Genomic DNA, 12370 nt, shown 5'->3' with positions numbered 1-12370 from the left:
TTGTACCAATTTGATCCTTCAAACTGAATAGATAAAAGATGCAAAGAGCTACTCTAAACGTTTAAGGCGCTTTTCCAGTCGCGTAATCTCTTTATTTAGAATTTTAACTTCTTTGAGGTATGCCGAATTAATAGACTTGATATTACGTTTTACGTCTTTGAGTGTTTTGGTCCGTTCACTTTTCTCCATCATACGCGAAATACGGCGCTGCTCGTCCCGGGTGGCTTCATCTCTTTTTCTTCCTAGTACTGCGGCTTGTTGCTTTTTGGCCCTTAGTGTTTTCTTCAATCTGAGCACAAGCTGTTGACGCTCTATATTGTTGAGTGTCTTAGTGTACTGGCCATCGGGTGAGGGGGCTTTGGGATTGGAGTGGCTTAAAGTATGTTGTGTAGCGTTGGCTGCGCACGGATGCTGACTGTACACCGTCGTTTCTCCTGTGACACATTTATAATAGCTAAATGTTGTTTTTGCCGAGCTTATCATTGGCAATAATAGCCAAGGCAAGATCATCAGTATCCTCATAGTGAAAGCTTCCCTGAAACCTGTGTTTACATTTCAAGATAGTAAAACTGTTCAATATCGCAAGTGTTCGAAGTGACGCCGTGCTAGTTTCCCGCCGGCGCCTGGTTGAACTGTTTAAGCCGCTTGATACTTTGAATTAAAAAGGGGACATCTAACTTTTGATCTAGGGTGAATCCTTCTTTGGCAGATATCTGCTTGTAGCTGCCATCCTGAGCGATGAGGGAGATGCGGTCTTTCTTGTAAGCAATGAACACGCCGCGAGAGTAGTTTACACCTTCATTAAGTGTGTCGGTAGCAACGTTATTCCCTAACATACTAGCCGTTGCGAGTGTACTACATTGAAAGTGCTCTGCGATGATCGTGGTCATTACGTCACTTATTTGAATCAACTCTGAGTGTCCGAAAAAAGCGGGTATATTGGTAATAAAACCTGTTGTTGTAATTATATCTGAGCTATCAGGCTCGATAATGACTATTGTTGCAGGTGCATCTTCTGGCAACGTAAAGTCTTCGTCTGCGTAAGATACGACAATGTTTGCGTCAGCGACCTCACCGATATAGTCGAATAGGGATATGCCCGTCACAGATAAGGTGAGGCGCGAAGCCCATACCGGAGACAAATCGTTTGTCATGAGCGGCTTTTTATAATATGCGGGCAGGCCATAGATTAGATTAAACCTGAAATCGTTAATGTCTGTAGGTGCCAGCAGTTGATCTGAATGGTGCCAGGTTGAATGCTCCAGTAACTCTTGAGTATGCACATTCTGTGCTTTCGCAATCACAACATTGACAGTAGGGCTTTGTGTAGGGCAAGCATCCAATGACGCTGGTGGATTATAGGTCACTTCATTGGGCCCTACATTGAGCGATCTAGCCTGCTTGTATTCTTGCATATCGAGTAGTTCGTGCCTGGCAAGTAAAGTCTTGGCCGTTGTGGGGTATGACAAGGGCAGCACATTGTCTTGCATCGTGATGTCGAAGTAACTGTTAGCGTCTGCCCAGATATGCATAATGTGGCTGGTTGCAAAGCAGGTTACCAGAATTGAGCTGGCCAATTTCGGGAAGGAGTAGCTCTTGAGACGCTCAAGATGGCGCCATGCATGGTTGCCGACAATAAGCTCAAAGCCCAGAATCGAGGCGATAATAGCCAACACAATCAGGCTGTTGATGGCCGGGGATCCACTGATGGTTTTCCAGATAAGTGACAGAATCTCGGGTAATGCTTGAAGATTTAAATGGTAACCAAGCTGGAAATAGACGAACGCATCTATGCACAGGACCGAGATGCCCAGTGTTGCAATACAGGCTGCCATACCCCGAATATGCCTTGGGTAAGGGAAAATCAGGCTGAGTGGGAATATGCTCAGCACAAAAACACAGAAGGTGATGAAACTGGTATGGCTGAGCCAGGTGACCAACATATAGAGCCAGCCCAACGCCGTCGAAGGTGCTTTGTCTGCAGCCAGATAGCTTAGGGTGATGATTAATACTAAACCAATGTTGGCAAAGGTAAACCAGTGCCCCCAGCTCAATAACTGACTGGCCTTTGACGAAAAAGGGCTGTGTGAAGAAAGGTTCATTCAGTTACTTTACCGACTGAGTCAACGCCTTGGCAAAATTTTCAGCAACCGCTTGTCTTTTCTGTTCTGGCACATGCTCTTTGATGATGTGCGTGATAGAATTTCCTAAACACATTAAGCTTAAATCGACGGTTGCCTGATTCTCTGTCAGTACGTTTAACAGTTGGTCGACAATTTGTTCTACTTGTTGGTTGGAATATTTTGACTGGATAGGCATCGGTTGGTTCAAATAAAAAGAGTTATAATTCTTTCTATTCTAACACCAGAGGCGTTAAAAACAAAGATGAGCATTGAGGTGAACAAGCTTGTTGTACACTATGTAGACAAGCAAGACGAAGAAACACAAATTCATTTGCGCGAAGATGAGATGCAGGTTAATGATCGGGTAGCGGTATTTATAGAGCAACTCCACCATGCTTATAATGGCAAACCTGGAAAAGGCTTCTGTGCCTTTGACCCGGACAAGGACAGCCGTGTTGCGTCGGCAATGCAAAGCTACCGTAATAATGAGTTGGCTTTTTGGCATCTGACACAGCAGGCAACTGAAGTTCTTAAAGAAGAGCTGAACAAATATGCATTCAATGAAACCGGCTACCTGGTGTTTTGTCACTATCAGTATGTTGCCAGCGATTACTTACTGATAGCGATGATCAATATCAAAGAGCATTACTCGATTACCTCTGAGCTGGACCTTGCGGCATCAAGACATTTGGATATTTCGCGTATGCAGCTGGCCGCACGTATAGACCTGACCGCCTGGGATACGCAGGCGGATGAAAATCGTTATATCTCGTTTATTAAAGGTCGTGCGGGCAGAAAAGTAGCGGACTTCTTTCTTGATTTTCTGGGCTGCGCTGAAGGTATTGACCCTAAACAGCAGTCGCAGACTATGTTACATGCGGTAGAAGATTACCTTGCTGATCAACAGTTTGGCAAAGAAGAGAAGGACGCGATCCGCAAAGAGGTGTTTGATTACTGTAATGACTGCATTAATAGTGGCGAAGATGCTGACGTCGAGTCTTTGTCAGATACAGTGTCTAAGTCTTCGGATGTTCAGTTTGAAGACTTTTATAAGCAGCAGGGCTACGAACTGGAAGAGTCTTTTCCATTAGATAAAAAAACCGTCACCACCATGGTTAAATTCTCCGGCCTCGGTGGTGGCGTGAGCGTTGGGTTTGAGCGCAAACATCTTGGTGAGCGAGTATTGTATGATCCGCAAAGTGATACCTTGACGATTAAAGGCGTACCGCCGAACCTCAAAGATCAGCTGGAAAAGTTCTATCAGCAAGAAAGTGAGTAAAAATAAAAGGGCTAACTCGTATTAGCCCTTTTTAACATGTAGGAAATAGCGACTGATATAATTATACCAATTTCATTGAATACCTGTTCAATTTGAAGGAGCAAATATGCCGCTAACGGTGTTAAAAATTTCTCATTTAGAACCTCTATCTAAGGTACAAGTTCGCAAATTTTTGCCTCGCCGATATGGGTGTAGGTGCTTCATCGGTAGCAGGACGCGAGAACGGTGTTATCGACGATATTTTTTTGCCTCAAAATAGAACACTTAATTAAGCAAATTGGTATTAGGGTGCCGCAGTTTATCGGGGAGTTACAAACTGGTCCCATACAAATGATATACAATACTTGCTTCAAATTTTAAATCATCTGCATACCGTAAGTTGGTTTCGCCCTGCTCAGCATCGGTTGAAGGCAAACCAAATCAAATGATATTATTTTTTGGAAACAATCATTAACCAATGAATTAGGAAAATGTTCAGGTGAAATGGAATTGGCTCGTAAACATTTTGATGTTGAATGTGGCAGTGGGCGTTCACATTGCGAATGCAGAAGAATGCAATACTGTAGATGAATGTATTGCACTGATACCAGAAACTCAAGAGAAGGCACGGGGATCCGGTACAGTCGATGATAGTGTAAGAGACAAGCTTAAGTCTTTTGGCCGAAAAGCGTTATTACCGTTGGCTAAACTCACTGGTGAAGATGATCCTAATCGCCGTAAGGTTGCTGACAGTTTGATAGGAGATATCAAAGATCTAAATGCAAATGACTTTTCAGTTGTTCAGCGTGTAATCCAGAACAATATCGAGCTTGATGGAAGTGGAGGTTGGTCATATGGAGCACTTGGATATGTTAGAGGGGATGAAGCTGGCAGATATCTAGTTTCTGAATTAAAAAGAGTTCAATCTGCATCTAACCAAATCGGTACAGCTTTCAGCAGGTTTGGATTAGACGGCATTCCATATTTAATTGAAGGCCTTCGTTGTTTTGACTCCTGCTCTGAAGAGGAGTTTAAAGGATTCAGAGAAGTCTTCTACAACTACCAACGTTGGACAAAAATTTCAGACGATAAATCCGCCAAGCAGTTATTTAGCCTGGCAACGAATGAAAAGATAGACTTACATGCCAGGCGCACCGCACTATCAATCATTGGCTACATTACTGGAAACCCGCAAATAGCTATTCAGATACACCAATATGCTGAAAAGAATATTGAATTTTCTGACTCTGCTTTAATGTCTCTCCAGAACATGAAAAGCCCATTTGGGGCTAGATTATTGGTTAGAAAACTAAACCGTGAAAAAACAGGACCTGCTGGTTTTGATTCGAACCTGATGGTTTTTAGAGATTTGTCTGAGATGGGGCAAGCAGCTAATAGCGTTGGTGGTGATGTAATGGCATATCTTAACTCTGAATCATGGGAAGATAGGATTCATTCATCAGTTACGTTGGGATATATCGGCTATCACCAGGCTATTCCAGAATTATTGCAACGTATATCCAATGAGGTGGACTGGCAGCAGGCTTATGCAGCGATCAAAGCGCTTCACTTATTGGCGGATCACGCCACAATTCCTCACATTAAGACAGTAGCCAAAACACACTGGTACAAACCGCTAAGAGAGTATGCCCAAAAAACAGTTGTTTCAATGCAAGCCCGCAAAGCACTCAAATCTAAATATCACCCTGATAATTTTGCTTCTGAATTTTTAGACTATCAGCAGTTGAGTGAAGAAAACCATACTTGTGATAAGACTGATTATGCAATGGTTTCTGAGCCTGTTGAAGTAAAGCAATACGGAGGACGAGAGAAAAAGTTAGAGTCCTTCCAATATAAAAATCCAATGTGTATCAGCAAAGCATATAGCGATTACTGCGCCTCTCCCATGAGTTTTGTAGTTCCTTCACTTGCCGTTAGATTTGGTGGAAAGTGGCTGACTGGTGCCAACCGAGGTGAATGGGGCGGTGAGCTTGTCGTTTTTGCTGACAATGAAACAACTGAGACAGTATTAAACGAGAACATTGAAGATATATATGTTCTGGGTGAATACGCTTATGTCATTACCGGACTAGCGCACATGCTCTTAAATAACGGCTTGATTTATAGACTTGAACATACTGATGCAGGCTACAACATAAAGCCGTTTTACCGATTGCCAGGGGCACCAATTACATCGTGGAAGATTAATAAAGAGTCAGTGTTAATTAACACCGTTTCTGGTTCGGTTGTTTTTCATCCCAAAAAAGGCTTAAGAATGGCTAACTGTAACGCTAGCAATTAACGGCAAGCCACTTTCAGCAGGGAAGACCAGGAAAGTTGAATGGCAGTTAATGGTACATACGATACTGTCAGATTTGATTAAGCTTTCTTAGTCAAATCTGACAGAACAAGTTAAGACTCATTCAACTTAGGATTTACCAGTGACAACAAACTGTGCCAGTTGAGTACCTAACTTGCCAGCTAGTTTGGTCATTGCATTGCTTTTAGCGGTCTCTTTATAGCTTGAAGCTGCTTTTACTTTAGTATTAAAGTGTGCCTGCTCTTCACCGTCTTCCAGCACTACCAGATAGCTTTCTGCTACGCTGTAGTAAGTGCCGGTTTTTTCCATATCTTGCCAGTCAACAGTGAATTTGAGCGCAAAGTCGGCATCTCCTGTGGTTACTTTTATTCCTTGTGAGCTCAGTGCTTTTGCTAAAATATCGCGAACCTTGCGATGTGCCTCACTATCGCCCTCTATGCTAAAGCTGATACCGTTAATGATTGCATCGGCTTCAGCTTGCTTGGCTCGAACAGCTTCAGGCAAAGCAAGGGGGGCGGCTTGCAGCTGGGTCAAATAACGATTTTGCTTGCTGCGCTTGACCAAAAGCTCTTTAAGCACTGCGGCTTGTTTCAGCTGCCGAGATTTACTTCCATTGGTTGCCAATCTGAATTGTGCAATTTCTTCATCGAGTGCGCGAATAGTTAGCTCCGTTTGCATTGCAGCTTCGGTGCGGTTAAAAGCGGCTAGCGCAAAGACGGTTTGTTGATCTGCACTGATATATTCATCTTCAATTTTAACACCTTGCAAATGAATATCAGGCACTTGAGAGTTAATCAGTTCATCAACATGAAATTGCATCGATTTTTCACTGGCCGATTGCTCTATTCTGGTATTTGCAGAGATAGTTACATTCAATTGCTTAGCCAGTGCCAGTCGGGCAGATTCCTGTGCCGCCAGTTTTGCCTGTTGCAGATCGCCGGTATTTTGTGCGCTGCCAACACCATAAATCATATAGCTGGAACTTGGCATAGCAGTGATCCATGCCGGTTTGTTGTCAACAGGTGCCTGATTGGCATTATTAGCGCCGCAGCCGCTGAGTACTGCGACACTCAGCAGCGTTGCGATCAAAGGGTTAGAAGCCAAAGCGCGAGCGCTCCTGCAGCTTTTGAATTTTCTTCTGTCCATTCCATACCTCACGGTTTGTGGTCATATCGATCAATCTCAGGTCAACCTGATAGAAAGTTACGCGATCGCCGCCTTGCTGATCTACGAAAGAGTTGATGGTGCCTGACAGGGCATAATCTGCGCCTTGTTCCTGGCCCATTTCATTTTGTGTTTCCAGGCTGGCATTCAGCTCCTGATCTTTTCTTTCATCGCGGATCTCCTGACGAACATCTTTGTTCGCAACAAAGTCTGCCTGGCCGCTGCGTAATATTGAACGCTTAAGGTCATTCAGAAAGGTATCAACTGCGATGTGCTGATGTGATTTGTTGCGTACTGACTGGATTATAATAGCAGGACGTGTGCCTTCTTTTTGTAAGTGATCGTTAACCCATGGAAAGCTCAACATATCGTTGATCATGGCCTCTGCAACCAGTTGCGAGTCCTTGCCGTTCCACTTGTCAGAAAGGGCAACCTCTTGATTTGCATCTACTCTTTGTACTTTTGTTGAAGAGCAGCCAGTGATGGCTAAGCTACATGCAACAACCAAAGGAGTTAGCTTTAAAAGTGTGGTTTTACAGTTCATAACAATTATTCCATTGTAAACAGAGTTGATGGAGCTGAGGGTTGAGCACTTTCAATGAAAGTGCGAGTATGCCACAGCGTCATATTTTCTTTGATTTCTAATGTGTCAGATTGCTCAATGACTCTACCAGAGTGCAATTTAGTTTTGAGCGTAATATTGACTGTGCCCCAGGTTACAGGCACTTGTGCCAGTTTAATTTGTGATGGAAGTGACTGCCATTGGCGTAAGTCAGCCCCAGCTGTAACCGCGTTAACAACGCTGGTTGCTAACTTAGCAAAGCCATCAAACGCCTGAAGACCTGTGCTCTGTATCGCTTTATGTGCCGTCATGGCTTTGACAACCTCCCGTGTTAGCGCTATCTGCATCTCTGTGTTGGCATTTTTAAGTGCGTCTTGCAAGGTCAGCAGGCTGACAGAGTGATAGGTGTCCAGCTCTGTCACTTTTTTGCCATCAAGCCAAAGTTCAGTTTTCTCGATTTTTTGTTCAAACGGCTCCAGGTATGTCACTGCAATACGGCTGCCGTGCTCAAGTGCATCGATTAGTCCCGCAGTTTTGGCACTTTGCCAAAGTGAGTCACCTAACGGCAGACGTTTGGTTAAAGCTCCCATTGCAACATCACCCAGGTCACCGGTCGCGTAATTCTGGATCATGTCGAATAAACTGGTATCTGCATATAGCATCTGAAACCACCACATTTGAGCTTTTCGCTCTGCAGGTGTGCCCCAGAGTATCGGAGTGACGACCAGCGCTTTGGCATTATGATCTGCCTTTAGTAACAAATTAAATTCTTTACGCTGTGGGCCAATACCGGCATTTTGAACCACTGTGAGACGGGGGCCTGCTTGCTTTGTTTTGCTAATGCTACTGCCCCACTTTTTTTCAAGTGCGCTAAGCTCGTTGCTATAACCACCGGCTTTACGCATGACTCGGGCTAAATCAGCATAAGCCTGTTGTGTTACTGTATTACTTAAGTCGTACTGCTCAGCAAAGCCTTGCTCAAAAGCGATAGCGGCTCTTTGATACTGAATACGGGCAGCATCTAATTCGTTACTGCTTTCATACAAAATACCGCTGATATAGTGAGCAAACGCATCATCTCTATAGGTGATGTCCTTCAGCAAGTCGTTCGGCGCCAGAAGTGGCTGTAAAATCCGCATAACATTGTCGGTGAGTCCATCACCGCTCGGTTTGCCATCATAACCACCTGTTTCATCGGTCAGTGTCGACAGGTAAGTGTCGAGTTGACGCATTTCGACCAGAGCGGCATCCAGATAGTACTGTCTTTGATCTGTGTGTAGGTTTGCCAGAGCATTATAGTTTAGTGCCTTCAATACGTTGATCATCGGGCGATGGAACTCTTTGCCTGAAAATGTGGTGTATGTGGGGCCGCTGAGTAGCGCCAGAGCTTGTTCGGAGACGCTCACAGTATATTGCTCTTCAATGATCGCTTTGGCTGTGTCGAGGTTCTCATTGCTCAGTTCATATTGTTGCTCCAGGTGATACAAAGTGCCTAATTCAAGGTAGCGTAGTAGTTTGTTTTTACCTGTTGCAGAGTAGGTCGTTTCAATTGTTGTCTTGGCTTGACCAAATTGACCGTTCTGGGCGAAAAGTATTGCATTTTTGTTGGCGGGTGTTGAATTACATCCTGTCAGAACCACTATCAGGGTCACTGTTAACCAAGCTCGATAATGCAGAGTACGGAAAAGAGATAGCATTACGCTTCCTTTGCTTGTCATAAAGTTTACGGTGACTATACCAAAAAAGTTGGATATATTTGCACTAACTTAAAGATTATTTTGCTTTTTTTGAAGCTGAATATTGTAAGAAATCGTTCTTACAATTTATTACTGTAAAGCAGTCAGGCTTTTGTTAAATTTAAATCATCGCTTAGGCAATCAATAGCTCGAAGGACAATATCATGAAGATCAAACCGCTTATTACTACTATGCTCGTTGCAGGGATGTTAACAGCCTGTAGCTCGACTGGAGAAAAAACAGCTTCAGAGTCGAAGATTAATATACCCGACTGGGTCTTAAACCCTGCCGTTGAAAATGGCATTGCTGCTGCGGATTGCGTAAAGTTTTCTGGCAATATCTCGATTGATCAGAAAATGGCTGTTGCTAATGCAAGGCTTGCACTGGCTCAGCAAATTGAAACACGTATCGAAGGGCTAGACAAAACCTTCTCTAATCGCACTGATGCCAACGACGAGACGACTGTTGGTGCGACTTTTAGCTCTGTTTCCAAACAACTTACAAAGCAAACTTTAAACGGTTCTCGCGTTATTAAAGCTGATGTTGTTGAGATTGGTGGCAAGGATTATTTTTGTGCACTGACGACATTATCGCCAGCACTGACAAAAAGCTTGTTTAAAGACCTGGTAAAAGAAAGCAAGAAGCAGATTAATCCTCAGGATGAACAATTCTTGTATCAAGAGTTTAAAGCGTTTAAAGCTGAAAAAGATCTGGAAAAAGAAATCGCCAGATTAACAAACTAATAGTAAGCGCACCAGTTGGTGCGCTGTTCATTGACAGGAGTGGGCTGTGAAAAACATACTTGCATTGACGATTGCATCTCAGTTTGCTGCCGCTGCAGCGGTCGCCAGTACATCTAGTTTGTTTAATGAACTGGAAGCGGCAATGCAAACCTATGACACCAGCGCCCAAGAACAAACGGAATTTGAACGTTACAAAGCGCAGCATCTGCAGGAGTTTAACGACTATGTTGAACAACATTTTGCGGAGTTTGATGCGTTTCGTGACAAACTGATCCAGCAGTGGGGTGAGGCTAGAGTTTCTAGTCAAAGTCAGTTTGTCAGCTATTCTGACGATAACCGGGAACGGTTAGAGGTTGACTTTGAGAATGATGAAATAATTCTCAGTGTACGACACCATGCAGGCACTCATGTATCAGAACAAGATGTTTCTCGGGCCATAGACAGGTTTCGTCAAACAGAATATACGCTCTTTCAGTCTTTTCTCCGTGGCGAATCATTGGCGGATGGAGTGACTCATAGAGAGCAGGTCGCCATCGACAATGGTCTGCGTGTAAAGTCTATCATCGCCGCTAAAGCACAGATCAAGCAACAAACACAGGAACAGAAAAAGTTAGCAGAGCAACAAGCCGATGCTGCACTGGCATTGCAGTCTGAGCCACAACTGGTTGAGGCCGCAAACAAAAAGTTGGCCACAAAGAAAGCTGAACTTGATGAGCTGGCTACTAAGCGTATCAAAAACCTGACAAAATCTGTTAGACAGATTTCGAAGACTGAGCCTCAACAAGTGACTCAGGTGCGGATCAAAATGCCGAAAAACGGCTTAGCACACAAACGAGCTTCAGAGTATCAAGGTCAAATTGCAAAGCAAAGCGAGCGCTTTGAAATCGATACCAGCCTTGTGCTGGCTGTCATGCACACTGAAAGCCACTTTAATCCTCTGGCGAAATCGCATATTCCGGCATTTGGTTTAATGCAGATAGTACCAACCAGCGCCGGCGTAGACGTCAATCGCTACTTGTACAAACTGGATGAACCAATGAGCCCGCCTTATCTCTATGTGGTGGATAATAATATCGAAGCAGGCACGGCCTACTTACACCTTCTCAATGATCGTTATCTTAGCGCGATCAAAGATCCGTTAAGCCGTAAGTATTGTATGATTGCTGCTTACAATACGGGAGCAGGAAACGTCGCCAGTGTATTTAATGCGGATGGCTCGCGTAATATTAAACGCGCAGCAAGAGTGATTAACTCTTTGTCTCCAGAGCGTGTGCTAGAAGCGTTACAGCAAGGGTTACCTTACAATGAAACTCGTCGCTATCTGAAAAAAGTCTTGGCGACTGAAAAGCTGTATATTTAATTCAAAAACGAAGTACCAGAATGAACGATTCTGGTATTTTTCTTCTCGTAGTGTTGTAAATATACTAAATTGCTTATCTGTACCACCTCCTCTGACTATAGTTTCGCACGACGATCCCTCTTCCTAGAGTATGCTTGCCGTACCGCTCACTAATCCTTCGAATTGATGCCGGATAGCATGCTGTTTAGCTGTTGATTTCTCAAAGAGGTGAGCCGTTTTTCTTTTTGAAAGAGAGGTGCAATACCAATTCCACTTAATTAAATGTTCAATCTGACGGAGAAAATATGACGCTAACAGCGTCAGAAATCTTTCATTTAGTAAGGTATAAGTTAGCAAACTTTGGCCTCGCTTATATGGATTTAGGTGCCTTAGCGGTAGCGGGATGCGGGAGCGGTGTTATCGACCCTATTTTCTCGCCTCAAAATAGAACACTTAATTAAGCAAATTGGTATCAGATGTTGGTTTCTGAGAGAGTTTTCCTGTGCTTACTTGGACACAGCCTAAGCTTTCGGCTTTTTGTCGTTTAGTGCGGTTTGCCTTTATGTCTGCCGGGTCTTCACGAGATATCTTGATTGAGGTGCCATAATTCGATTGTTCGGGCTTATAGTCTCGGCTGCTTGGTTTCATCGCGATTTAGAAACCACATCTCTACTGTGCTATTCATATCTCAAGGCATTAAAAAGGGCCGCACAGGCGACCCTTTTTATCGTGTAGCTTAGCGCTTACTCATAGCTGGCTGGTGACGCCATTGCTGAGCTTGCGCGTGCTGTAGGAGACTTAGAGCCAGAGCCCTGGCCGCTATCACTTACCTTTTCGCGCATGGAATCGGGCATGGCAGTTACTGAAATGGCAATATCGGCACTATCATCAGCTGTCGCTTTTGTCATAGGTGCTTCGGCGACGTATTGATAACGAGAGCGGACTGATACCGTCTGCGCTGTAGCTTGTTCAGCAATCGGTGCTTCTTCAGCTTCAGCTGGGGCTTCTTCAGCTTGGACTTCAGCAGCAGCTGGTTCAGCTTGTGCTTCAATCGGAGCTTCAGTAGCCGGAGCTTCTTCAGCTTGGACTCCAGCAGAAGCTGGTTCAGCTTGTACTTCAACCGGT

General features: G+C 44.1%; 10 protein-coding genes and 1 pseudogene. 4 read left to right on the top strand and 7 right to left on the bottom strand.

The window, feature by feature from the left end; genetic code table 11:
- Positions 1-48: 48 nt before the first annotated feature.
- From CWB98_RS16385 to CWB98_RS16375, 3 genes are all read right to left on the bottom strand, one after another.
- Complete coding sequence (locus CWB98_RS16385) at positions 49-423, bottom strand: DUF4124 domain-containing protein (RefSeq protein ID WP_249364700.1); 375 nt, start codon at positions 421-423, stop codon at positions 49-51.
- Positions 424-605: 182 nt separating this feature from the next.
- Positions 606-2102, bottom strand: coding sequence for a DUF3413 domain-containing protein (locus CWB98_RS16380; RefSeq protein WP_138545837.1), 1497 nt, complete (start codon positions 2100-2102; stop codon positions 606-608).
- A 4-nt stretch (positions 2103-2106) separates the two neighbouring features.
- Complete coding sequence (locus tag CWB98_RS16375) at positions 2107-2319, bottom strand: DUF1414 domain-containing protein (RefSeq protein WP_054013983.1); 213 nt, start codon at positions 2317-2319, stop codon at positions 2107-2109.
- 66 nt (positions 2320-2385) lie between these two features.
- On the opposite strand from CWB98_RS16375, the gene yejK reads away from it, so the two are divergent.
- Positions 2386-3402: a nucleoid-associated protein YejK gene (gene yejK, locus CWB98_RS16370; protein WP_138545836.1), complete on the top strand. Its 1017-nt coding sequence runs from the start codon at positions 2386-2388 to the stop codon at positions 3400-3402.
- Positions 3403-3880: 478 nt separating this feature from the next.
- Positions 3881-5683, top strand: a complete 1803-nt coding sequence (locus CWB98_RS16365; protein ID WP_138545835.1) for a HEAT repeat domain-containing protein — start codon at positions 3881-3883, stop codon at positions 5681-5683.
- Positions 5684-5809: 126 nt separating this feature from the next.
- Here the strand turns inward: CWB98_RS16365 and CWB98_RS16360 are convergent, their stop codons facing one another.
- From CWB98_RS16360 to CWB98_RS16350, 3 genes are read right to left on the bottom strand one after another with little or no spacing between them, the layout of a single operon-like run.
- Positions 5810-6805 (bottom strand): LPP20 family lipoprotein, encoded by a 996-nt coding sequence (locus tag CWB98_RS16360; RefSeq protein WP_138545834.1) that lies wholly within the window; start codon positions 6803-6805, stop codon positions 5810-5812.
- Positions 6795-7409 carry a penicillin-binding protein activator LpoB gene (locus CWB98_RS16355; RefSeq protein WP_010382148.1) on the bottom strand — a complete coding sequence of 205 codons (615 nt, stop codon included), beginning with the start codon at positions 7407-7409 and terminating at the stop codon, positions 6795-6797. The genes CWB98_RS16360 and CWB98_RS16355 overlap by 11 nt, the downstream gene beginning before the upstream one ends.
- A gap of 5 nt (positions 7410-7414) precedes the next feature.
- A complete protein-coding gene (locus CWB98_RS16350; protein WP_138545833.1) occupies positions 7415-9124 on the bottom strand; it encodes a hypothetical protein in 1710 nt (569 codons plus the stop codon).
- A gap of 203 nt (positions 9125-9327) precedes the next feature.
- On the opposite strand from CWB98_RS16350, the gene CWB98_RS16345 reads away from it, so the two are divergent.
- Both CWB98_RS16345 and CWB98_RS16340 read left to right on the top strand, forming a co-directional pair.
- Complete coding sequence (locus tag CWB98_RS16345) at positions 9328-9906, top strand: LPP20 family lipoprotein (protein WP_054013978.1); 579 nt, start codon at positions 9328-9330, stop codon at positions 9904-9906.
- Between the two features lie 46 nt (positions 9907-9952).
- Positions 9953-11266 (top strand): murein transglycosylase domain-containing protein, encoded by a 1314-nt coding sequence (locus tag CWB98_RS16340; RefSeq protein ID WP_138545832.1) that lies wholly within the window; start codon positions 9953-9955, stop codon positions 11264-11266.
- Between the two features lie 722 nt (positions 11267-11988).
- On the opposite strand, the pseudogene CWB98_RS16335 reads toward CWB98_RS16340, so the two are convergent.
- A pseudogene (locus CWB98_RS16335) lies at positions 11989-12370 on the bottom strand (ribonuclease E); the annotation flags it as partial.

Origin of the sequence: Pseudoalteromonas rubra (assembly GCF_005887115.1) — a bacterium.
Lineage (GTDB): Bacteria > Pseudomonadota > Gammaproteobacteria > Enterobacterales > Alteromonadaceae > Pseudoalteromonas > Pseudoalteromonas rubra_F.
The sequence above is the reverse complement of the archived record's forward strand: the minus strand, read 5'-3'. Positions and strand labels throughout refer to the sequence as shown.

Bases quoted from the DNA above. Each gene is read 5' to 3' on its own strand.
- CWB98_RS16380 (WP_138545837.1), bottom strand. From the start codon at position 2,102: ATGAACCTTTCTTCACACAGCCCTTTTTCGTCAAAGGCCAGTCAGTTA.
- CWB98_RS16375 (WP_054013983.1), bottom strand. From the start codon at position 2,319: ATGCCTATCCAGTCAAAATATTCCAACCAACAAGTAGAACAAATTGTC.
- yejK (WP_138545836.1), top strand. From the start codon at position 2,386: ATGAGCATTGAGGTGAACAAGCTTGTTGTACACTATGTAGACAAGCAA.
- CWB98_RS16355 (WP_010382148.1), bottom strand. From the start codon at position 7,409: ATGAACTGTAAAACCACACTTTTAAAGCTAACTCCTTTGGTTGTTGCA.
- CWB98_RS16350 (WP_138545833.1), bottom strand. From the start codon at position 9,124: ATGCTATCTCTTTTCCGTACTCTGCATTATCGAGCTTGGTTAACAGTG.
- CWB98_RS16345 (WP_054013978.1), top strand. From the start codon at position 9,328: ATGAAGATCAAACCGCTTATTACTACTATGCTCGTTGCAGGGATGTTA.